The organism is Companilactobacillus allii, assembly GCF_001971585.1.
GTDB lineage: Bacteria > Bacillota > Bacilli > Lactobacillales > Lactobacillaceae > Companilactobacillus > Companilactobacillus allii.
This window is the reverse complement of sequence record NZ_CP019323.1, coordinates 2,448,924-2,472,759: the sequence shown is the minus strand read 5'-3', so window position 1 is coordinate 2,472,759 and position 23,836 is coordinate 2,448,924. Positions and strand designations below refer to the sequence as shown.

Genomic DNA, 23,836 nt, shown 5'->3' with positions numbered 1-23,836 from the left:
AATTTATTGAGATATTGTGCGACTCAAAAAAGTCGCTTATAAATAAGCGGCTTTTTGTGTACAAAAAAATAGGGTATTTTGAAAGAAATAAGAGGATTGAGATTATGAACAAAAAAATTAAAGGGATTTTTGCAGTACTTCTAACTGCACTGTCAGTATTTATACTGGCTGGTTGTGGAAATAGTTCAGCAGCCAATAAAGTAACAACAGTAAAGGTCGGTATTACAGGTTCTGATGATCGTGTTTGGAAAGCAGTAAATAAGAAACTAGCAAAAGAGAATATCAAAGTAAAACTTGTGGAGTTCAGTGACTATAGTCAGCCTAATACAGCCCTAGATCAAGGTGAAGTTGATTTGAATGCATTTCAAACAGTATACTTCCAAAATAATTGGAATAAGACACATCATACAAATATTGTAAGTATTGGTGATACAGTTATTGCTCCAATGGCTTTGTATTCAAAGAAAATCAGTAATTTAAGTGAGATCAAAGAAGGCGATTCAATTGCCGTTCCTAATGATGCAACTAATGAAGGACGTGCTCTTCAATTACTTGAGAGTGCTGGATTGATCAAGCTAGATAAAGCTGCATTACCAACACCAAAAGATATTACAGAAAACAAGTTGAACCTAAATATCAAACAACTTGATGCTGCACAAACAGCACGTTCAATGGGGGATGTAACTGCCTCAGTTGTTAATAGTGGTGTAGCTAATGATGCTAAGTTGAATCCCAAAAAGGCTGTTTACAGAGAGAAAATCACTGCAAAATCAAAGCCATATGTTAATATAATTTCAGCTAATAAGAAAGATAAAAATAACAAAACTTATAAGAAAATCGTTAAGGCTTACCAATCAGCTGAAATCGCTAAGAAAATCAAAGAAGTATACGGAGATTACGAGAAACCAGCTTGGAATTATAAAGTATTGCAATAAAAGAGCGTGATAAAACGCGGTCAGCTTTCGAGTATAGTACTAAAAAGTCCGGCATTTACGGTAGTAAATGCTGGGCTTTTTTGAACTAAACGGAAAAAGTTGCGTTTTGTCACGCGTTTCAGCCGCAAGTTTGAGTAGAAAAAAAGTTATGCACAAACTTTTTGAACTAAACGGAAAAAGTTGCGTTTTGTCACGCGTTTTAGCTGCAAGTTTGAGTAGAAAAAAATTGCATTTCAGCACAAATTTCCACTATAAATGTGGATAGAAACAATATTTTTTGTAAGCACTATCATTGATCTTAGTCAAGTAATTATAAGATGACAAATTGTAAGATATTTGTAAGGTATTTCGATGTACATAAAAGAATCGGTATAATATTATATTACTAAAGACAGGGGGAAAGATTATGCATATTCCAATTAAGCGTTCTAAAAATAACCAACTCATAGGTGGAGTTGTTGCTGGTTTCTGTGAAAAATATGATTGGGATCCAGCAATTGGCCGAGTGTTATATGTGATTTTGTCATTAACACCGGTATTCCCAGGTATCATCGCATATTTAGTGTTGTGGTTATTAATGGAACAACCAGATATGAACTAAAAAAATTCTTCAATCCGTTTGTTGGATTGAAGAACTTTTTTATGCGGTAAAACCACCATTCAGTAAGCTGGTTAGATACTTGTCAGCAGTTTTCTTATCTATGTTAGGTTGTTCGAATAAGCACCATTCCAAAACGGCAATGATCAAATCGCTGTAAAAACGTGCCAGTAATTTAACAGGTACCTTTACTTGGTCATTTTCAGCAGAATACTCATAGACCAATATGTTAGCTTCATGACGAAGATATCCTGACATGCTATGCCATAGATGGGAATTAACACCGTTATTTTTTGTTACATTCGTTAATAATTCTTGATGATCATTGAAGAAATCTAAAAGTAAATTAAATATTTTAATAATACCTTTTTCTTCAGTAATATTTTTGGGGATTTTTGATAAAATATCTTTTCCAATGTAAGACCATAAGTATTGTAATAGATCATATTTATCATCAAAGTAATTGTAAAAAGTTGCACGTGGATATTCACTTTTTTTACAAATATCATTGACCGTAATCTTGTCAAATTCTTTTTCACCAAGGGTCTCAAACATGGCTTCTCTAAACGCTTTTAGAGTTCTAGTTGCACCAAGCGTCAAGTGCTGTGTAACGTCTATTTTCATTAATAGTCCCACCCTCTAAAACTTGTATAAACTGATTAGTTCAACTAAACAGACTTTAACATAAGTATAAATTTTTACAAGTGCAAAAAGAATAATTCACTTTTGGAATGAAAGCGATTGCGTATTTTCAAAGTATTTGTTATTTTCATCAATTATTTTGTTTTTTCATTACATATTTAGACAATATGCAATAAAATGTCCAGATATAAACATTTATAAAAAGATTGTCTCTTGCCTAATTTTGACATTAATTTTATGATGTAACTTGTATTTTGACATGTGTCAATAATTTTACATAAAGTAAAGTTATGAGTATTTTAGAATTTAAGGGAGATGTGGGTATGAAGCGGATAACCAAAAAATATACGCTCGCACTTGTTGGGTGGATAATCGTTGTGCTTGTCGCAATTCTTGCGATGCCAAACGTATCACAACTGGTAAGGGATAAGGGTAATATTACTTTACCTAGCTATGTAGAAAGTCAACAGGCTTCTAGGATTGAAAAAAAGGCGAATGGAAATAAATCAGTTCGTACTTATACAGCGGTGTTTAATAATAACGGGAATAATAAATTTACCGCTGCGCAATCAAAGAAAATTACTCATAAATTGAGTAAGCTTGAGAATAAAAATTCACTTACGATTCAAAAAGTAATGAGTCCTAGTGAGAATGCTCAAACTAAAAAGCAACTTATCTCAAAAGATAAGTCTACTCAATTAGCTCAAATTACTGTTAACAGTAGTGGAACTGTAAGTAAGCAAGTAAATGAACTTCAAAAACAATTGAAGATGGATGGCGTTAAGACCTATGTTACAGGTTCAGATGCCTTAAATGATGAATTTACATCTGTCACAGAAAAAGGAATTCAAAAGACTGAAGTTATCGCGGTTATCTTTATCTTCATCGTCTTGATTATCGTCTTCCGTTCACCAATTGTTCCATTGATTTCATTATTAAATGTTGGTGTAGCCTTTGTTACATCATTGAGCATAATAATGAATTTGGCTCAAAAATATAATTTCCCACTATCTAACTTCACGCAAGTGTTCTTAGTGGTTGTATTATTCGGTATTGGTACTGATTACAATATCCTACTATATAATTACTTCAAGGGGGCCCTAGCCCGGGGAATGTCGGCAGTTGAAGCCGCTCATGATGCTCAACGTCATGGTGGTAGAACTATTTTATACAGTGGTATCTCAGTTCTAATTGGATTCTCTGTATTGTCTCTAGCCAAATTCTCCTTCTATCAAAGTGCTGTTGGTGTTGCTATTGGTATCTTAGTTCTATTAATGGTACTTCTAACACTTAACATGTTCTTTATGGAAACACTTGGAGCTAAGATGTTTTGGCCAAGCAAGATTTCTGGTGCACGTGGTAAGAGTCGTCTATGGTATGGATTATCAAGATCAGCTCTTGCATACCCAGTTGTGATCTTAGCAATCATTGCAATTGTTGGTGTTCCATTCTTAGTCAATTCAAATACAACGTTGAACTTTAATAACGCTGACGAAGTTCCTAATTCATATGAAGCTAAAAAAGGTTATGAAGTAATTCAAGATCACTTTAGTAAAGGTATGTCAGCTCCAGTTACAATATATATTCAAAACAGTAAGAAACTTGATACACAATCAAGACTTGCCGCAATTGATGATTTGACTCAATATCTTAAAAAAGAACCCGGTGTTAAGACAGTTGCTTCAGCAACTCAACCAGGTGGAGATAAGATTAAGAGTATGTATCTAAAGAGTCAATTAACAACTATTACAGATGGTTTGAAGACTTCATCTAAGGGTATTCAAGAAATCAAATCTGGTTTGAATTCAGCTAATTCACAACTTACTAGTGCTAATATCTCTGGAAGTACAGCTCAAGTTCAAGAATTAGCCGATGGAACTAGTCAATTACAGACTGGTGCTCAAACACTATCAAGTGGTATTGATCAGTACACTAGTGGTGTTTCACAAGTTAATTCAGGTCTACAAAGTGCAAGTAGTCAAATGCCTACTTTAACAAGTGGTGTTTCCACTCTTACAAGTAGTTCTCAACAGCTTTCTAGTGGACTTTCACAACTACAAAGTCAGATGACTGCATTGTCATCACAAGCCACACAGATACTTACATTGTTGGCAGCAAGTGGACAAGATACTTCAACTGCAGCTGCTGAAATGACACAGTTACAAGGTGCAATTGGTCAATTGAGTACTGGATCATCTGCTGTTTCTAGTGGTATGTCACAACTACAAAATCAAATTCCAACTTTGACTGCCGGTATGTCTACGTTGTCTAGTGGAACAAGTACATTAGTTGCTTCAAACTCAACATTAACAAGTGGTGGTCAAAGTGTAGCAAGTGGTGCTACACAAGTTAATACTGGTGTTCAAGAAATGAACACACAATTACAATCAATGGCTACACAAGTAACACAACTACAATCAGGATTAAGCTCTGCTAGTGATGGTCTTGATTCATTAGCCTCAGGTAACGCAACTATGAAGACATATCTAGATGGATTGCGTACATCATATGTCGGTAATACATTCTACTTACCTAAAGACACTATTAAGAGTAGTGAATTTAAACCAGCTCTTGATAATTACATGAGTAGTAATCGTAAAATTGCTTCTATCACACTTGTATTCAAGGGTGATCCAAACAGTGATAAGACTTCTAAACAATTGAAGACAATTCAATCAGATACAGATGCTAGATTGAAACATGGTGTATTGAAGAATGCTACTGTTGCCTTTGGTGGTCAAACATCAGAGAACAATGATACAAGAAAACTTGCCAATGGTGACTTTGGACGTACAGCATTGATTATGACAATCGGTATTGGTATTGCCTTGATCGTTGTTACAGAGTCGATCCTTCAACCTATGACAATTATTGGTACATTGTTATTAGCATATGAGATCTCACTTGGTATTACACGTGTTGTATCTAAGTTTGTCTTAGGTGATGCGTTACTAAGTTGGAATACACCATTCTTCACATTTATCATGTTGATGGCATTGGGTGTTGATTACAGTATCTTCTTGATGGTAAGATTCCGAGATGAGACGGATCATGATTTGAAGGATAGAATGTTGAATGCTGCTACAGCAATTGGTGCGGTTGTTATATCAGCTGCTATCATATTGAGTGGTACATTTGCCGCCTTGATTCCTTCAGGTGTTACAACATTAATTCAAGTTGCATTAGGTGTTATCTTTGGATTAATAATCTTAGTCATATTCCTTCCATTAACGTTATCATCGTTGATCAGTTTGACGATGTGGCACGAAAATAGAATGCATAGAACTAAGAAACCAGATAAGAATATTGAACAAGTTAAGTCATCAGATGACGATGATGATAAGGCTGATTCTACTAAGTAAATTTAGCAGAGTGTGACAAAACACGATCAGTTCTCGTTTATAAGAATAAAAAATCGGTATTTACGTAAGTAAATATCGTTTTTTTTGTTCTTATATGGAGAAAATTGTGCTTTGGCACGCGTTTTCACTGCAAGTTTGAGTAGAAAAAGAATTATGGTTGAAAAACAGTGGGATTCAACGATTATGTTATAGTATTCTAAAACGGAATAGGGGATATTAGTTGAATGAATATTCATCGATTAGAAATATTTGTAGATCTTTCTAAAACGTTTAATTATACTGATACTGCTGAAAACTTTTATACAACCCAAAGTAATATCTCTAAACAAATTTTGTCATTGGAAAAAGAATTATCAGTCTCATTGTTTAAAAGAGAACATCGCAAAATTGAATTAACAAATGAAGGTAGGATTATTTTGCCACATGCGCAAAAAATAATCGATGATTTTACAAATCTTCAACATGACTTGAATGATTATCAAGATGCTAAAAATTTAACCATTGAGATGTATACTATTCCGACTATGCCAAACTACCAAAGCTTCAATTTGATTACTCAATTCTTGAAGCAACATCCAGAGATTCACGTTCAACTTAAGGAAGAAGAGAGCAATAACTTATTTACTGCATTGAAATCTGATAAGTGTGAAATGATATTTGCCAGAACGTTTTCGTTTGATGATGACAAGTTAGAATATATTCCCATGGAGTTTGATAGCTTTGTTGCGGTACTGCCTAAACACCACAAATATGCTAAATTAAATAAGTTAGATATAGAAGACTTAGCGCATGATAATTTCCTCATATTAGGTAAATCGACTAATTTGTACACGCCTGTGACGGATCTATGCCATAATGCTGGATTCAATCCAAAAGTAATGTATGAAGGTTCACGTGTCGATTTAATAATGCAAATGGTAGAGAATAATATGGGGATTTCGATATTAATGGAGAAGACTGTTAAGAGCTTCAAGAATAATAATTTTGTTACAGTCCCTATAACTAGTAATGTTGAAAATGAATTGGGCTTTTTTCGCAAGAAAGGTAAGCATTCGGAGGCGTCTGAAGTTTTCTGGAAGTTCATTAAGAATAATATCAAATAAAGCATTCCAATATGGAATGCTTTTTGCTTGTTTTTGAATTGTTCTAAAGTAAAGATCAACCTACAATTAACTTATGAATTAAAGGAGGTCATTTGATGACTGATCAACCATATGATTTAAGAAAAGTTATTGAGGAATTAAAACAACAACCAGGTCAATATCATGAAACTAATGTTGAGGTAGATCCTGATGCAGAATTATCTGGAGTTTATCGTTATATCGGTGCTGGTGGTACAGTTGAGAGACCGACTAGAGAGGGTCCCGCAATGATGTTTGAAAATGTCAAAGGGTTTCCTGGTACTCGTGTACTCATTGGTGCTATGGCAAGTCGTAAGCGTGATGGGATGATTTTGCATCATGATTATAAGACATTAGGTCGTTTATTGAAGGATTCTGTTGAAAATCCAGTTAAACCAGTTAAGGTTTCAAAAAAGGATGCTCCATCTCAAGAAATAGTTCATTTAGCAACTGATAAAGATTTTGATATTAGAAAGATTTTGCCAGCTCCAACAAATACTGAATACGATGCTGGTCCATATATTACGATGGGAGTTGTATTTGGTTCAGACCCTGATAAGACTATGAGTGATGTTACTATTCACCGTATGGTTCTTGAGGATAAGGACACAATTGGCATGTATATCATGCCTGGTGGCAGACACATCGGACACTTCCAAAAGCAATTTGAAAAATTAAATAAACCAATGCCGATTACGATAAACATTGGCCTAGATCCAGCAATTACCATTGGAGCAACGTTTGAGCCACCTACAACTCCACTTGGATACAATGAATTGTGGGTCGCTGGAGCACTACGTAATCAACCGGTACAAATCGTTGACGGTGTGGCTGTTAATGAGAACGCAATCGCTCGTGCAGAGTATGTTGTAGAGGCTGAGATCATGCCTAATGAAACGATGCAAGAAGATATTAATACTAACACTGGCAAGGCAATGCCAGAATTCCCAGGTTATGATGGGGATGCTAATCCAGCTGTTAATGTTGTAAAGGTTAAAGCAATCACGCATAGAAAAGATAATCCAATTATGCAGACAACAATTGGACCTAGTGAAGAACATGTCTCAATGGCCGGAATCCCTACTGAAGCAAGTATTCTAGAGCTTGTTGACAGAGCGATTCCTGGTAAGGTCGTTAATGTATACAATCCACCAGCAGGTGGTGGTAAATTAATGACTATCATGCAAATTCACAAGGATAGTGAGGCAGATGAAGGAATCCAAAAGCAGGCTGCAATTCTTGCCTTGTCAGCGTTCAAAGAATTGAAAACGGTTATTTTAGTCGATGAAGATGTTGATATATTCGATATGAATGATGTTATTTGGACATTGAATACAAGGTTTCAAGGTGACCAAGATATTATGGTATTACCTGGGATGAGAAATCATCCATTAGATCCATCTGAGAGACCACAATATGATCCCAAATCAATACGTTTTCGTGGAATGAGTTCAAAGACAATCTTTGATGGGACTGTACCATTTGATATGTCAGATCAATTCAAACGTGCTAGCTTTAAAAAGGTATCAGACTGGAAGAAATATTTGGAATAATAAGGAGTGATTTATTTGCCTAATCGTAAGAAGAAAATTGTCATCGGAGTAACTGGTGCATCAGGTACCGTGTATGCTATAGATTTAATTAAGAAGTTAAAAAAAGTTCCTAATGTGGAAACTCACGGTATATTTAGTGCTTGGGCCAAAAAGAACCTTCAACTAGAAACAGATTACTCATTAGAAGAAATTCGTAACATGCTTGATTTTTATTATAACGACAGTGATCTGGGTGCCACTATAGCCAGTGGTTCGTTTTTGACTGATGGAATGGTCATTGTACCTGCAAGCATGAAGACAGTTGCCAGTATCGCAGTTGGTATAGGTGATAATTTGATCTCGCGTGCGGCAGATGTTACTTTGAAAGAACAAAGAAAACTTATTATGGTGCCACGTGAAACGCCACTGAATACGATCCATTTGGAGAATATGACTAAGTTGTCAAAGATGGGAGTACAAATGATTCCACCAATCCCAGCTTTTTATAATCATCCCAAAACAATTCAAGATTTAGTTGATCATCAAACAATGAAAATATTTGATGCGTTGGGAATTGATAGTGAGTCCACTGGACGTTGGGAGGGGATTTGATGCCAAGATTTAACATTACAAAAGAAAATTATACTATGACTGCCAATGTTTCAACTATTGGTAAAGATATTCTAATTGAAGTAATCGGTGGAGATAATCCCCATATTGGAACAGTCACAACTTTGACTTCGGATACTGATATGCAGACGATACGTTTTCCAAGTCATGATGGACGATTGCACAAAGATGACGTCCTGGCAAAACGCATTGGAACGATAATTCAATCCAAGTTACCAGGCAGCTGTACTATTAGTTCTGGAGTACATGTTAATCATATTTCTCAAAAGCAGATCATGGTTTCTAGTAGTATGGCTAATGACTTAGGTAAACAAATCCTTAGTTGGCTTGATTCATATGACTTTGATATGCCGGATCCAATTTACTATACTGATTCAAAAAATCCAGTATAAAATACTTATTCACTAAAACACCGAAGATAATTCCTTCAAACGTAGTTTGTTTGATAGAATTTATCTTCGGTGTTTTTTTGACTATTTAATATGTTCATCGTAATATTCCCAAAACTTAGCGGCAATGTCGTTCTTGGACATCAAAGGCCAGGTTTCTGGTTCTTTATCTCGTCTGATCAAAGTTATTTCGTTAGTATCAACGTTGAAACCAGAACCAGCTTTTGATACATCATTAGCTAGGATCATGTCTACATTTTTTTCGTACAATTTTTTCTTTGCATAAGGGATGAGATTTTCAGTTTCAGCCGCAAATCCCACGACAAATTGTTTGTCCTTCTTCTTAGAAATTTCTTTCAAAATATCAGGATTTTTTTGTAATTGAATGGTATACAAATCCTTGTCAGCATCTTTTTTGATTTTCTGAGTGGATTTATGCATTGGTCTAAAGTCAGAGACAGCAGCTGCCATGATTAGAACGTCATTTTTGGGGAATACTTTTTCTAATGATTCTTTCATTTCAACAGCAGTATTAACCTGAATCTCATCAATATTGGGCGAATTTAAATAATCATGAACCGTACTGATCAAAGTAACGTGCGCTCCCATATCAGCCGCAACATTAGCCATGGCAATTCCCATTTTACCAGATGAATTGTTTCCTATGAAACGTACTGGGTCGAGTGCCTCTTTTGTTCCACCTGCGGTTACAATTACATTCACTCCAGCTAAGACAGGTTTAGTGAACATTTTGAAGATTTCTACCATGATAGTGTTTAGCTCTGGTAATCTTCCTTTTCCACTTTCTCCTTCAGCAAGGAATCCAGAGTCAGGATCAACGATTTTTATATCCATTAAGCTTAGTTTGTTTATATTGTTTTGAACGGCTGGATTTTCCCACATAGTTGTATTCATAGTCGGGAAAATCAACTTAGGTGAATCAGTTGCCATCAGTGTAGTTGATGTTAAATCATCGGCAATTCCATTGGCAAGTTTTCCAATGATATTTGCTGTAGCAGGTACAACAACAGCTAAATCAGTCCAACGAGCCAGTTTTATATGAGGGATGAAGTCATCTTGTGATGATTGGGCACTGAAATTATCAGTTAAGACAGGACGTTGACTCAATGTGGCAAAAGTTAGTGGAGTAACGAATTTCTGAGCAGCCTTCGTCATTACAACCTGAACTTCTGCTTGATTTTTTATTAATTCACGAACAATATTTAATGATTTATAAACGGCGATGCCGCCTGTAACGTAAATAGTAATATGTTTACCTTTTAACATATAGTCACCTCAAATTACTTTCTAGCTATATTATACAGGTTTTTGTTGGATTATAATTGTAGTTATCTGGAGGTTAAATATGAATACCCTGACTATAGATATAATATTGGCAATGGTCCTAATCGTTGTTATCAATAATCCTATCCTAAGTTTTTTAAAACAAAGTATGGGTCTGAGTTTTATTTTCAGTGAAATAATAATTGCTATAATAATAATTGTTATTATTTATTTGATAAATAAATTTGTGATCAAGAGAATTATGAAATATAAGAAATAGAATGTAAAAAGTGTAAAATCAAGTGTAAGGTGTCTCATGCGACTTGTTTAAGGAGTGATTATTTAATGGAACAAAGTATGTCACAAAGAGAAATCAATAATTTGAATTTATCTAAAAAAGTAGCTCAAGATGGTATGGTTTTACTGCAAAATGAGAATAAAGCTTTGCCGTTACGTAACAAAAAAGTTGCACTCTATGGAAGTGGTTCTTTTGCTACTGTAAAAGGTGGTACAGGCTCAGGTGACGTGAACCAGCGTCATGTTTCTTCTATTATAGAGGGACTTGAAGCGGACAACTTTGAAATCGCCAATAAGAGTTGGTTAATGAGATTTCAAAAATATTATGATTCCAAGAAAAAAGAATATTATGATAATTTAGATGACTCATTAATGTCATTACTTGCACCAGCCTTTTCAATGGACGATATGGAAATAGGTGAGTTTGTTGACGCACCCATAGGAATCTATGTTATTTCACGTAGTTCTGGTGAGGGTCAAGATAGGAAGAATGAAAAGGGTGATTATCAGCTAACAGATAATGAATTATCCAATATCAAACTTTTTAGTGAATATTATCAAAAGAGTATTCTTTTATTAAATGTCGGTGGTGTAATTGATACTGATTTTATTGAGAAATGTCCTTTGTTAGATAGTGTCTTGTTGATATCACAACCTGGCATGGCTGCTGGTGAAGCAGTTGCTGAAGTTCTAGATGGTTCAGTAATTCCAAGTGGTAAGCTGACAGATACTTGGGCTTTTAACTATGAAGACTATCCTTCTGCTAAATATTTTGGTGAAAAGAACCCTCGTTATAACGAAGGTATTTATGTTGGTTATAGATATTTTGATAGTTTCAATATTACCCCTAGATATGAATTCGGATTTGGGCTGAGTTATGCTAAGTTTTTAATAGATACGGTTAAGATATCTGGTAATGAACAAAAAATTGATGTTAGTATAAACGTTCAAAATTCTAGCGAGACTTTTTCTGGTAAGGAAGTCGTACAATTGTATGTTTCCAATCCTCAATCAGAAATTTCAACTCCATATCAGAGTCTACAAGCATATGCTAAAACTGATCTATTGAAGCCAAGTGGTTATCAAAAGTTGAATATGAGTTTTGATACTAAAAATCTTGCAGTTTACGATCAAAAAAATGCTCAACTAGTAATGATTCCAGGTACTTATTTAATTAGAGTGGGAAATAGTTCTAGAAATACTACCGTAGTAGGTAAATTAAAACTTGACGAAAAGGTTATTTTAAGACAATTTGAGCATAAATTAGCACCACTTGTAGATCCAACAGAAATTAAAGATAATAAAGTTTTATTAGAACAAGTAGGTGGTGTTCCATTTATACTCCTCAAAGCTAAGAATTTTGAAAAGGCACCAGAGATCAAGTATACAGACTACAATGAAGTGAAAACTTATTCTAGTGATGAAGATACTAAATTACCAGGTAAAGGATTTAATGAAACGATAGAGAATGTACCTGAATTGCAACAAATGAAATTAATAGATGTCCTTCATAGAAAAATCTCATTAAAGGAATTTGTAGGTAATTTATCTAAACAAGAATTAATTGACTTGGTAGAAGGATCATGGAAATCCAATAACAGTGGGAGCATGGTAGGTAATGCTTCACAACTAGTTTTTGGTGCTGCGGGTGAAACTACTGGTAATAAACGTGTTGGAATACCAGCAACAGTAAATGCCGATGGTCCAGCTGGTTTGAGGCTTAGTCCAGAGTATAAGAAAGATGGTAAGACACACTTTCAATATGCCACTGCTTGGCCTATTGGGACCATGTTAGCACAGACTTGGAATCAAGATATTGTTAAACAAGTCGGAGTTGCAATTGGTAACGAGATGAAGGAGTTTGGAGTCACAATGTGGCTAGCACCGGGTATGAATATTCACAGAAATCCACTTGGTGGTCGTAACTTTGAATATTTCTCAGAAGATCCACTCTTGTCAGGAACAATGGCAACAGCAGAAACGCTTGGTGTTCAAAGCCACACTGGTATAGGTGTAGTAATAAAACATTTCTTGGGCAATAACCAAGAAACCAAACGAAATACTGGTGACAGTATCATAGGTGAACAGGCACTTAGAGAAATTTATCTCAAGAACTTTGAAATAGCTGTCAAATCAGCTCAGCCTATGGGAATCATGTCTTCATATAACAAGGTTAATGGAATTTATTCTGGAGAGAATTATGAGTTATTAACTAATGTTTTGAGGGATGAGTGGAATTTTCAAGGATTGGTAATGACAGATTGGTTTAGTCTAGCTGATCCAGTCCACAGTATGCATTCAGGCAATGACTTAATAATGCCGGGTGGTTCACAAGATAAGTTATTTTCAGCTGTAGACAACCTACGTCCAGAGTTCGACGATGATGGAAGTATTTCAATTCGCAAATCATTTGATGTAGAAACATTTAAACAAAAGTACAATAATCTGTGGAATGACTTTGAGCTTGCAGCAGATGGTGACAATTACATTCGAGTGAATATCACTGAAAAAATTAATGAAAGTATGAAAAGGTCAATTCTTAATGGTACAGTTCAGATTATTGACGATAATACCTTGTTACTGAAAGGTAATTGGAAAGATAATAACGACTTGTATATAGGTGATTTACAGAAATCAGCCATGCGTATTTTGAATGTTGTTATGCGAACCGATCGTTTTGCAAAGGAAAATGGATTAGGGGAAATTAAATATAATCAGAATATGGAATTGGATTCTTATTTTGGGTAAATAAAAATGACCGAAATCGTTTTGATTTCAGTCATTTTTTAATAGCATTTATATTAATAACGGTTTAACAATTCCACATAAGCATCAACAATACTTTGTAAGAATCCAACTGACTTCTCAGAAACCTTGCCGTTTTCATCAAGCATATTTGTAACATTACCAAGATATGCTTCTGGTTGTTGAAGTGTTGGCATATTTAAGAATACCAATGATTGACGTAAGTGATGGTTTGAACCAAAACCACTAATAGCACCAGGTGATACAGATACGACTGCTGCTGGCTTTTTATCCCAGATACTTTCACCGTATGGACGTGAACCGACATCGATAGCATTCTTCAATCCACCGGGTACTGAACGATTATATTCAGGTGTTACAAATAATACACCACTAACTTCTTTCATTTGATCTCTGAACTTTGTCCAGGCAGCAGGAGTGTTTCCTGGTGTATCAAGATCCTCATTATATAGTGGTAAATCACCAATTTCAACAAACTCTGGTTCGTAATCACTTGGGAACATTTCTACCAAGTTATTAGCAATTTGGCGTGAGAATGAACCCTTTCTTAAACTACCTACTAGAACAGCAACTTTTTTTGACATATTTTTTCCTCCAATTCCTTATATATCCAAATTATCATGATAAGTTTTTTTTGACAAATAATTGTTCTCGTAATTTGTAATATTCTTTTTTTATGTAAATTCTATAAACGTGAGAAAAGTATTAAATTCCCGATTTTTAGAAAATGTGTAAAATATTAGAATTAAAAATCAATATTTTGAACTTCATTACATAAATATTACAAAAATGACTTATCAGATGATTTTTTTATTCTGCGTGTAATACAACTGAAACATTCATCTTGTATAGTTCTTCCTTGTGGTTAAGAATATCGGGGGGATTAGTTGATAAAGCAATTTAAATTAGACGCATTATTTTTCGTAGGATTAATGCTAGTCGGATTAATAGGTTATACTACTGTTCAAGCTGACGCTCAAAACAATAATCAAGAGGTAAGTAATGCGGGGGACTTCTTAAATGTATCCAACTTGTCAAAAATATCCAAGGACAAAGTTGATAATTTTAACAAGAAGATCTCTCTAGCAGGTAATAGAGAATTTATTCCTGGAATTGAAAATAGCGAAAAAGACTATAATATGCAAGATGTCACTACAATACAATCTGATAAAACAGATCAAGTTGATGCAGTGACATTAGAGGATCAAGCGATTGAAGCTGAACAACAGCAAGCACAAACAAATACACAAGCTGTAGTTCAAGCTGCACAAGAAGCACCAACAGAAACTACATCTACATCAAGAACTGTTGGTACTTTCAAAATTAGTTTTTATGATCCAGCAGTACTTGGATCAGATATGGGTTACAGTGGTGTCGCAACAAATCTAGGCGTTATCCCACGTGGATCTCGCTTGAAAATAACAACTTCACAAGGTGATGTTTGGTACAGAACAGTTAATGATACAGGAACATTTGCTTATAGCAATCCTTATCAAATTGATGTTGCCATGCCAAATAGTATGATTCCTTCTTATGGAATTACTAGTGCCACAGTTGAAATTGTCTAAAAGTAAGTCTTGGGGACTTATTTTATATGGAGTATGACCTATTAGGTCATGCTCTATTTTTGTTGTAAAATGAAATCCAGAGGTGATCATATGAAGATGTATGGTGTAACGAATGATAAATTAAGCAGTTTAAAAGAATTTGAAAAAGATACTCCAAGTCCAACTGGTACAGATATTCTAGTTAAAATTAAAGGACTATCAATTAATCCAGTCGACATAGCTACTAGAAAAGGATTTAAAAATGGAGATAAACCATTGATCCTTGGCTTTGATGGATATGGGGAAGTAGTTGCGACCGGGGAAAAGGCTGATAAGTTCAATCTTGGTGATAAAGTCTTTTTTGCAGGTGATCATTCCCGGGACGGAAGTTATCAAGAGTATGAATTGATTGATGAACGAATCGTGGCATTAGCACCAAAGACAACATCTATTGAAGAAAGTGCCGCTATGCCATTGGTAACTCTTACTGCTAGTGAATTGTTATATGAGAAACTTCATATTGATCCTAAGGCTAATAACAGTAACAAAACTGTTTTGATTATAAATGGTGCCGGTGGTGTTGGATCAATTGCTATACAACTGGCTAAAAAAGCTGGATTAAAAGTCATTGCTACAGCTTCCACAGAAGAGAAAGTAAACTGGGTAAAAAATCTTGGAGCCGATATAGTTGTCAATCATCATGAGGACTTGATCAAGCAGCTTCATGAACTTGGTATAAGCAATGTTGATTACATTTTGGGATTGAGTGATAATGACCCACATTGGAGAGAAATAGTTGAATTGATCAAGCCGTTTGGAATATTCGCAACAATTACGAACTTAAATAATTCTCAAATAGGTGATCTTAAGCAAAAGTCTGTTGATTTTGCTTGGGAGTGGATGTTTACCAAATCATTTTACAATTTGGATTCTATGACTACTCAAGGAGATTATCTGTCTAAGCTAGCTAAAGAACTGGACAATGGTACAATTAAGTCCACCACTACCAATGTATTTCATGGTTTGAATGTTGATACTTTAACTAAAGCAACTGAGTTAGTTGAGTCTGGCCACATGATGGGTAAAGTTGTCATAATCGTTTAGACAAAAAAAGCTGGGATATTTTCCCAGCTTTAATTAGATAAGATTGTAATGTTTCAATCCATTGATAATACCGTTGTCAGTATTTGCAGATGTTATATATTCTGCTGCTTCCTTAACTGAATCGATACCATTTCCCATGGCGACACTGTGTTGAATCTCTTGAATCATTGAGAGATCATTTGGACCATCGCCAAAAGCATATACTGGCTTTTGATCTAGTTCTAACCCGCTCAAAAGGTGTTTGATTCCATTCATTTTAGTGACACCTTTTGAAATTGTATCGATGGCGTAAGGACCAGTTTTGTAGAATGTCAATTCGTCGAATACATTGGAGTATCGTTCTGGTCCGTCTGGTGTAACTACCAGGATCATTGGAAGTTCTTCTTTTTCATAAAACTTAGGATCGACTATTGGTTCTGGAATTTTAACGGTTTTATAAAACTCTGACATAAATTTGCTTGTAAAAGTGGAACGTGTTTTATCAATCGAGTGCATTGTGATAATATCATTATATTCTTTTGCTTTTTCGATAACTTTTGCGACTGTTTCTGGAGAGATTATTTTTTTGTAAATAACTTTACCAGCAGATTCAACTAGTGCACCATTGAAGGTTACATAAGTATCAATACCAGTTGGACCAGTCACTTGCAAAATTTCGTTTGGAGCACGTCCGGTACTAATGACTGGCAGATAGCCATTGTCACGAAGTTTATGGACAGCTTGTGAGACGTCTGGATCCATTTTGGAATTGGCGTTAAGAAGTGTTCCATCTAAATCAAAGAATACAGTACCTTTATAATTATTATTCAAGAAATCACCAACTTATTTATATTTTTTATACTAAATACATAGTATCAAGTTTATCATGATAGTAATAGTCTTAATTCGAAAGTAGATGGAGTGAACGTAAATGAAAATTTTAATGATTGAAGATAACAAATCGGTATCAGAAATGATGAGTATGTTTTTCCAGAAAGAAAATTGGGACGCTCATTTTGCTTATGATGGGAACGAAGCCGTTGATATGTTCAATGAAACGCCTGATGATTGGGACATGATCACCTTAGACCTTAACCTTCCGGGAAAAGACGGTATGGAGGTCGCTAAAGAGATCCGTAAGGTCTCTAAAACTGTCCCAATAATCATGCTTACAGCACGTGACACTGAGAGTGATCAAGTACTTGGCTTAGAATTTGGAGCTGATGATTATGTTACAAAGCCATTCAGTCCAATCACATTGATTGCTAGAATGAAGGCAATTCATCGCCGTAACGAAAGTGTCGCTGAAGAAGCTTCAAAGAATACTACAGCAGTCTCTGATGATTCATCGACAAGTGATGGATTCGACGTTAATACAGGTTATTTCAAGCTGAATTCTAGTACCCGTGAAGCATTCTTAGGTGATAATGAAATTCCTGATTTAACACCTAAGGAGTTTGATTTATTAAAGACATTAGCAAGTAAACCAAAACAAGTCTTCTCACGTGAGCAATTACTGGAACAAGTTTGGGACTATGATTATTTCGGTGAAGAAAGAACTGTCGATGCTCATATCAAAAAGTTGCGACAAAAGATTGAAAAAGTAGGTCCACAAGTTATTGAAACTGTCTGGGGTGTGGGGTATAAGTTTGATGATTCTGGACGTAAGGTAGATTAAAAAATGAAGTTAATTTATCAAAATATGCTAAGTTTTTTGATCGTAATCCTTACAACATTAGGTATTATTTTGTACTCTGTAACTAGTACTTCTACTACTTCGGAATATAATCGAACTTATAAGGATCTTGAGAGTTATGCTGGAAATATGGAAAAAATAGCTCTCAAAACCGATTCAAAAACAGGACAGATCCATAATATTACAGGGGATAATATTAAGACTGTTGAGCAAGTTTTATCTTCTAGAAATGTTCAATTTGCAATTTTTGACTATCAAAATGATCAAGTCTATCCAACACCACCTTCAAATGTGAAGCTACACTTGAAACAGTCTTATTGGAAGAAGCTAAAACAAGGAAAGACTATTCGTAACATTCAAAAGCCTGAAAGCTCGGACAACAATCCACATTTAAGTAACAAAAAAGACAATTTGAGTTATGTTTATGTATTAACACCTTGGTTTCAAAATGGTAAGTTAGTCGCTGCTGTTTGGGCTGGTTCAGATGTTAGTCAATTGCAGACTAATATTGGTGAAATAAATAGGCGATTGTATTTTGCCTTATTGATTTCTCTGTTAGCAGCAATCATTCTTAGTTTCTTATTGTCACGTTATCAAGTTAATCGTATTAACAGATTGCGTAGTGCAACCAAAAAGGTTGCTGATAATGATTTCTCAGTTCATATCGAAAGTAAAAATAGAGATGAGCTTGATGATTTAGCTGATGACTTCAACACCATGGTTAAGTCACTAGAGGACTCGGATAAGGAAATTAAGCGACAAGAGCAACGCAGAAAGGAATTCATGGCAGATGCCTCTCATGAGATGAGAACTCCTTTAACGACCATTAATGGATTATTAGAGGGTCTTGCTTATGATGCAATTCCAGAAGAATCTAAAGGTCAAAGTATTCAACTTATGCGAAACGAGACCAATAGGTTGATTCGATTGGTCAATGAGAACCTTGACTATGAAAAGATTCGAACTAATCAGATCACGTTAGCTAAGAGAGTCTTTGACGCTAACGCTCCCTTAAGGGATATCGTTTCACAATTACAGAAGAAATCCGCTGAGTCAGGGGACCAGTTGATTCTTGAGACTCCAGAGGACGAATTGGAAACGTATGCTGATTATGATAGATTTGTACAAGTTATGTTTAATATCATGCAGAATTCTATACAGTTCACTGATAATGGTGAAATAACAGTAACCGGGTATCGTGCTGATGATAAACATGCATCGATTTTTAAGATTCAAGATACTGGAGTCGGTATGTCTGAAGACCAAGTTAAGAATATTTGGGATCGATATTATAAGGCTGATCCGTCACGTAAGAATAGAAAATACGGTGAGTCAGGATTAGGATTATCAATTGTCCATCAGTTGATCGAGAATCATGGCGGAGAAATTCACGTTAAGAGTAAATTGAATGAGGGTACAACATTCACTGTGACCTTGTTTGATGAAGGTTATGAGAAAAAGATCGATAAGGATAAGGCACCTAGTTAATAGTACACACAAAAACTGGTAATTTACTTACGTAGATTACCAGTTTTTGTGCATCATTTAATCATCATCATTATTTTCCTTGATAACACTTGACCAACTATCGATAAAGGTTCTATCACCATTCAATTCTGGAGCATCAGTGTTATAGAGTGGTGTTGTTGATTTATTATCATTTTTCGAATATACACTAGTTGATTTAAGACCTAGATCATCTCTTGTTTTAACCAATTTTTGTATCTCATTTTGATAGTCATATTGACTTGGATCAACAGGTGTAAATCCGGTTGGAGTATAAAATCTTAGTAGATTTTTGTTATTAATAGTATCTGATATCTTCAGTCTCTTATTTACTTCTTCTTGCCACTTATCAACTGTTTTTGCGAGTTGAGGGTTTTGATTGAGATCAATCTCTTCGCCAGTACTATTGTCATAAACAATGTGTGTTCCTTCTTCACCTTTGATAACGGTGTATTTAGTTGTGACAAACTCTTTATTTCTAAAGGCCACAATTGCGTTGTGTTTCTTGGATAATAAGTCAGTACCTAATTGGACGTAGTTCTTAGTATTAACTCCAGCCAAGTGAAGTATTGTAGGTAAAGCGTCAATCTCACCACCATAGGCATGGTTAACACCACCCTTTAATCCCTTCATATGAATCATGAAAGGAACCCGTTGCATTTGTACTTCATTGAAGTCACTGTTGTTAGTATCATATCCCAACATTGGAGCAACGACTTTGTCTTGGGATGCGTTTAATCCGTAGTGGTCACCATACAAGACAATCATAGAATTATCATAGATACCACTATCCTTGAGATACTGGAAGAATTCTTTTAGAGCAGAATCAAGGTAGTGCGCCGTTTCAAAGTAGTTATCGACGACAGTGGTACCAGTATCAGGTTTAGTGAAATCTGCACTTTGATCTTCATCACCTAGATCATATGGGGTGTGGTTTGTTACAGTTATAAATTTGGTATAGAAGGGTTGTTGTAATTGTTCTAGATATTTAACACTTTCAGAAAGCATTAGTTTATCCTTCATACCATAGCCAATACTTGAATCATCATTTTGGTTGAAGTAGCTGGAATCAAAGAAATAGTCATATCCCATATTTTTATACACATGATCTCTGTTCCAGAAACTACCGACATTACCGTGGAAGACGGCACTAGTATAATTTTGTTGTTGCTTAAGGATTGCTGGAGCAGCTTGGAATGTATTATCTGTTCCAAGTTTAGTGAATAAAGAACCTTCTTGGAGTCCAAAAAGTGAAGTTTCCATCATGTTTTCAGCATCACTTGTGCGTCCACTACCAACTTCATGGAAGAAATTATCAAATGACATCGTGTTCTTGTCATTGTATAGACTATTCAAAAATGGGGTGACCTCTTGATCATCGACCTTCATCCCAATTAAGAATTGTTGGAAACTTTCCAAATGAATTATAATGATATTTTTACCTTTAGCTTCACCAAAATAATTCTTATTGGGTGCAGCGTAATTTTGATTGATATAATCTAGTACGTTGTCCATATCGGTACCGACAGCAGTCGATCTAACTTGATTGTTTTGAGCTGACTTTATGGCGTCATAACCTAGGAATGTGTTGAATCCCAAATATTTAACAATATAGCTATTGTCAAATTGTCTACCAAGTAATTGAGGACGATTTGTTTCAGCAAGCATTAAGTTGAATGAGAAAAGAAAAATACCAAAAGTGGAAATAGCCACAGCGGTTAATTTTCTTATTTTAGTTTTATCTATTTTTATAAAGCGACTAGCAAATAAAACTACAATTAAAACAAAGTCTAAAAAATAAATAAAATCATGACCTTGCATTAAACTAGCGCTGCTACCACCAAGTCCCTTAGTAACTTTTGATGCACCTGCAATGGTATTGAATGAAATGAAGTCTGAAAATTCACGATAGTATAGAATATTGGAATACAGCAAGACATTTTCCAATATGTAAACAACACCCATAACGATGTATGAGATAATTGCCTTGTTGATGTATAACGCTATACTGAGTAAAATGACTGTAGTAGCAATAGGATTAATGATTAAAATCAAATGTTGTAACGGATCATTTAACCCCAGCGAAAATTCAGCGTAGTAGGCAACGATGGTTTTTAGCCACAAAAAGAAGACTAAAAGACACATAAAACCAATACGTTTGTTCAAAAATGTTTTAAGTTTATTCATAAAAAATCCCTTATTTGTAAAATTTCTATAATAAATCTAATTTGTTCTAAATAAATTGCTTAATTGTTAGTATAATACGTATTAAGTAAAAAGTGGGAAAGAATGAGAAAAATGATATTTTTGGGACCGTTATACAATTACGTATCGAACCAATATGCCACAAGAATAAATCATTTCCCGTTAATACGCTTGTCCTTTTATGGTGCTGATAAAGCTATATTGTACACGCTTTTCTTCATTATATTAAGACTTATTTGGATTAAGTGGAAACATAAGAAGACAAGTTTTACTCATGAATTCTGGGTAACGGTATTCGCCTTTTATGTATTCTTGCTTTTTGCATTAACAGTATTTCGGGATGGATATTTCTTATGGGATTTTAAGTTCTACTGGCATCGACCGCTATCACAGATCAATACTGTACCTTTAGTTCAGATATTAAAATTACTAAATGCCAAGTCTTTGATTGATTTCTTTTATAATTTATATGGTAATATTATATGGTTCGTACCAATGGGATTTTTCATTCCAGCATTAGGCAAAAAAGACCGAAAATTTTTCAAAGTCGTATTAATAGGGGCTTTGATATCCACTTCAATTGAAGGATTCCAATTTATTTTAAACACTGGAGTAACTGATATTGATGACGTTATTTTGAACACTGTTGGAACCGCTGTCGGTTATTTGATATATTTTGTCGGAAATTGGCTGAAAAATCGCATAAAGATTTGAAATTTTCATTGAGAATGATAATCTAGATTTAGGATAAATGGAGGAGAGAAAATGACACATATTAAATTTGATGATTCAAAATTAAGTAAGTTTGTTCAAGATAACGAACTCGGCGAAATGCAAAATCTTGTAACTGCTGCTGATGATGAACTACGTAAGGGTACCGGTGCCGGTGCTGACTTCCGTGGTTTCATCGACCTTCCAGTTGATTACGATAAAGATGAGTTTTCACGCATTAAAAAGGCTGCTAAAAAGATTCAATCTGATTCAGAAGTATTTATTGGAATCGGTATTGGTGGATCTTACTTAGGTGCCCGTGCTGCTATTGATTTTCTAAGTTCATCATTCTATAACGTTAAAAATAACAAAGATGTTCCAGAAGTTTACTTTGCAGGTAATTCAATTTCTCCAAACTATCTTGCTGATTTGCTTGAAGTTATTGGTGATCGTGACTTTAGTATCAACGTTATTTCAAAATCAGGAACAACTACAGAACCTTCAATTGCTTTCCGTATTTTGAAGGCTAAGTTAGTTGAAAAGTATGGTGAAAAAGCTGCCAAAGGCCGTATCTATGCTACAACTGATCGTGCAAAAGGTGCTTTGAAGACTGAATCAGACGCTGAAGGCTATGAAGAATTCGTTGTTCCTGACGATATCGGTGGTCGTTTCTCAGTTCTTACAGCCGTTGGTTTACTACCAATCGCCGTTGCAGGAATTGATATTGATAAGTTAATGGAAGGTGCTGCCAAAGCACGTACTGACTTTTCAAGTTCTGATTTGACAAAAAATGACGCATACAAGTATGCAGCACTAAGAAACATCTTGTATCGTAAAGGTTATACAACAGAATTGCTTGAGAACTACGAGCCAAACCTACAATACTTCGGTGAATGGTGGAAGCAATTGATGGGTGAATCTGAAGGTAAAGACCAAAAGGGTATCTACCCATCATCAGCTAACTTCTCAACTGACCTTCACTCATTAGGCCAATACATCCAAGAAGGACGTCGTAACTTGATGGAAACAGTTGTTATCATCGACAAGCCTCGTTTTGAAATGGAAATTCCTAGTGAAAAAGAAGATCTTGATGGTCTTGGCTATCTTGAAGGTAAATCAATGGACTACGTAAACAAGCGTGCTTACGAAGGTGTTGTACTTGCTCATACTGACGGTGGCGTTCCTGTAATGAGCGTTCACATTCAAGAACAAGACGCAACTTCATTGGGTTATTTGATCTACTTCTTTGAAATTGCTGTTGGCGTTTCAGGTTACTTAAATGGAATCAATCCATTTAACCAACCAGGTGTTGAAGCATACAAGAAGAACATGTTCGCATTACTTGGCAAGCCTGGATTTGAAAAGCTTGGTAAGGAATTGAACGAAAGACTATAAAATTAAAATAATATACGAAAAGATGACTTCCAATTGGTTGTCATCTTTTTTTGTTCAAATAATGCAAAATAAAATTAACTTTATTCTGCATTATTTTTTTAATTATAAAGTATGTTGTGCCGTGTTATAAAGCATAG

At 35.0% G+C, this 23,836-nt stretch carries 20 protein-coding genes; 15 read left to right on the top strand and 5 right to left on the bottom strand.

The genetic code is table 11. The features are described 5' to 3' along the window. Positions 1 to 104 precede the first annotated feature (104 nt). Positions 105 to 935 (top strand): MetQ/NlpA family ABC transporter substrate-binding protein, encoded by an 831-nt coding sequence (locus tag BTM29_RS12240; protein WP_076618452.1) that lies wholly within the window; start codon positions 105 to 107, stop codon positions 933 to 935. Between the two features lie 406 nt (positions 936 to 1,341). Continuing rightward, positions 1,342 to 1,536, top strand: a complete 195-nt coding sequence (locus BTM29_RS12235) for a PspC domain-containing protein (protein WP_076618448.1) — start codon at positions 1,342 to 1,344, stop codon at positions 1,534 to 1,536. Between the two features lie 39 nt (positions 1,537 to 1,575). Here BTM29_RS12235 and BTM29_RS12230 read toward each other — a convergent pair whose 3' ends face one another. Further along, on the bottom strand, positions 1,576 to 2,157 hold the full coding sequence (locus tag BTM29_RS12230; RefSeq protein ID WP_076618443.1) for a TetR/AcrR family transcriptional regulator: 582 nt from the start codon (positions 2,155 to 2,157) through the stop codon (positions 1,576 to 1,578). Positions 2,158 to 2,498: 341 nt separating this feature from the next. Here BTM29_RS12230 and BTM29_RS12225 point away from each other — a divergent pair, with 341 nt between their 5' ends. The 5 genes from BTM29_RS12225 to lpdD all read left to right on the top strand — a co-directional run bounded on the left by BTM29_RS12225 (position 2,499) and on the right by lpdD (position 9,212). Beyond that, positions 2,499 to 5,537, top strand: a complete 3,039-nt coding sequence (locus BTM29_RS12225; protein ID WP_076618440.1) for an MMPL family transporter — start codon at positions 2,499 to 2,501, stop codon at positions 5,535 to 5,537. A gap of 224 nt (positions 5,538 to 5,761) precedes the next feature. After that, positions 5,762 to 6,640 (top strand): LysR family transcriptional regulator, encoded by an 879-nt coding sequence (locus tag BTM29_RS12220; RefSeq protein WP_076618436.1) that lies wholly within the window; start codon positions 5,762 to 5,764, stop codon positions 6,638 to 6,640. 95 nt (positions 6,641 to 6,735) lie between these two features. Continuing rightward, positions 6,736 to 8,211 carry a UbiD family decarboxylase gene (locus BTM29_RS12215; RefSeq protein ID WP_076618433.1) on the top strand — a complete coding sequence of 492 codons (1,476 nt, stop codon included), beginning with the start codon at positions 6,736 to 6,738 and terminating at the stop codon, positions 8,209 to 8,211. A gap of 15 nt (positions 8,212 to 8,226) precedes the next feature. After that, positions 8,227 to 8,802, top strand: coding sequence for a UbiX family flavin prenyltransferase (locus BTM29_RS12210; protein ID WP_120270431.1), 576 nt, complete (start codon positions 8,227 to 8,229; stop codon positions 8,800 to 8,802). Next, positions 8,802 to 9,212: a prenylated flavin chaperone LpdD gene (gene lpdD, locus BTM29_RS12205; RefSeq protein ID WP_076618426.1), complete on the top strand. Its 411-nt coding sequence runs from the start codon at positions 8,802 to 8,804 to the stop codon at positions 9,210 to 9,212. Before BTM29_RS12210 ends, lpdD begins: the two co-directional genes overlap by 1 nt. 81 nt (positions 9,213 to 9,293) lie before the next feature. Here lpdD and coaBC read toward each other — a convergent pair whose 3' ends face one another. Further along, on the bottom strand, positions 9,294 to 10,496 hold the full coding sequence (gene coaBC / locus BTM29_RS12200; RefSeq protein WP_076618422.1) for a bifunctional phosphopantothenoylcysteine decarboxylase/phosphopantothenate--cysteine ligase CoaBC: 1,203 nt from the start codon (positions 10,494 to 10,496) through the stop codon (positions 9,294 to 9,296). Between the two features lie 79 nt (positions 10,497 to 10,575). Here coaBC and BTM29_RS12195 point away from each other — a divergent pair, with 79 nt between their 5' ends. Further along, a complete protein-coding gene (locus BTM29_RS12195; protein WP_076618418.1) occupies positions 10,576 to 10,773 on the top strand; it encodes a hypothetical protein in 198 nt (65 codons plus the stop codon). A gap of 65 nt (positions 10,774 to 10,838) precedes the next feature. Beyond that, positions 10,839 to 13,538: a glycoside hydrolase family 3 protein gene (locus BTM29_RS12190; RefSeq protein ID WP_076618415.1), complete on the top strand. Its 2,700-nt coding sequence runs from the start codon at positions 10,839 to 10,841 to the stop codon at positions 13,536 to 13,538. A gap of 53 nt (positions 13,539 to 13,591) precedes the next feature. Here the strand turns inward: BTM29_RS12190 and BTM29_RS12185 are convergent, their stop codons facing one another. Then, complete coding sequence (locus BTM29_RS12185; RefSeq protein WP_076618411.1) at positions 13,592 to 14,140, bottom strand: NADPH-dependent FMN reductase; 549 nt, start codon at positions 14,138 to 14,140, stop codon at positions 13,592 to 13,594. 303 nt (positions 14,141 to 14,443) lie between these two features. Here BTM29_RS12185 and BTM29_RS12980 point away from each other — a divergent pair, with 303 nt between their 5' ends. Next, the gene (locus BTM29_RS12980; RefSeq protein WP_083686001.1) at positions 14,444 to 15,124 is read left to right on the top strand and encodes a hypothetical protein; all 681 of its coding nucleotides are present in this window, start codon (positions 14,444 to 14,446) and stop codon (positions 15,122 to 15,124) included. A 90-nt stretch (positions 15,125 to 15,214) separates the two neighbouring features. After that, the gene (locus BTM29_RS12175; RefSeq protein WP_076618408.1) at positions 15,215 to 16,207 is read left to right on the top strand and encodes a zinc-binding alcohol dehydrogenase family protein; all 993 of its coding nucleotides are present in this window, start codon (positions 15,215 to 15,217) and stop codon (positions 16,205 to 16,207) included. 33 nt (positions 16,208 to 16,240) lie between these two features. Here the strand turns inward: BTM29_RS12175 and BTM29_RS12170 are convergent, their stop codons facing one another. Further along, positions 16,241 to 17,017, bottom strand: a complete 777-nt coding sequence (locus tag BTM29_RS12170; RefSeq protein ID WP_076618404.1) for a Cof-type HAD-IIB family hydrolase — start codon at positions 17,015 to 17,017, stop codon at positions 16,241 to 16,243. Positions 17,018 to 17,117: 100 nt separating this feature from the next. On the opposite strand from BTM29_RS12170, the gene BTM29_RS12165 reads away from it, so the two are divergent. Both BTM29_RS12165 and BTM29_RS12160 read left to right on the top strand, forming a co-directional pair. Next, positions 17,118 to 17,864 (top strand): response regulator transcription factor, encoded by a 747-nt coding sequence (locus BTM29_RS12165; protein ID WP_076618401.1) that lies wholly within the window; start codon positions 17,118 to 17,120, stop codon positions 17,862 to 17,864. A gap of 3 nt (positions 17,865 to 17,867) precedes the next feature. Next, positions 17,868 to 19,370 carry a sensor histidine kinase gene (locus tag BTM29_RS12160; protein WP_076618398.1) on the top strand — a complete coding sequence of 501 codons (1,503 nt, stop codon included), beginning with the start codon at positions 17,868 to 17,870 and terminating at the stop codon, positions 19,368 to 19,370. A 57-nt stretch (positions 19,371 to 19,427) separates the two neighbouring features. On the opposite strand, the gene BTM29_RS12155 is transcribed toward BTM29_RS12160, so the two are convergent. Then, positions 19,428 to 21,575 carry an LTA synthase family protein gene (locus BTM29_RS12155; RefSeq protein WP_076618395.1) on the bottom strand — a complete coding sequence of 716 codons (2,148 nt, stop codon included), beginning with the start codon at positions 21,573 to 21,575 and terminating at the stop codon, positions 19,428 to 19,430. Between the two features lie 102 nt (positions 21,576 to 21,677). Here BTM29_RS12155 and BTM29_RS12150 point away from each other — a divergent pair, with 102 nt between their 5' ends. Both BTM29_RS12150 and BTM29_RS12145 read left to right on the top strand, forming a co-directional pair. Next, complete coding sequence (locus BTM29_RS12150) at positions 21,678 to 22,307, top strand: VanZ family protein (protein WP_083686000.1); 630 nt, start codon at positions 21,678 to 21,680, stop codon at positions 22,305 to 22,307. A gap of 51 nt (positions 22,308 to 22,358) precedes the next feature. Then, positions 22,359 to 23,699 (top strand): glucose-6-phosphate isomerase, encoded by a 1,341-nt coding sequence (locus tag BTM29_RS12145; protein WP_076618392.1) that lies wholly within the window; start codon positions 22,359 to 22,361, stop codon positions 23,697 to 23,699. Positions 23,700 to 23,836 lie beyond the last annotated feature (137 nt).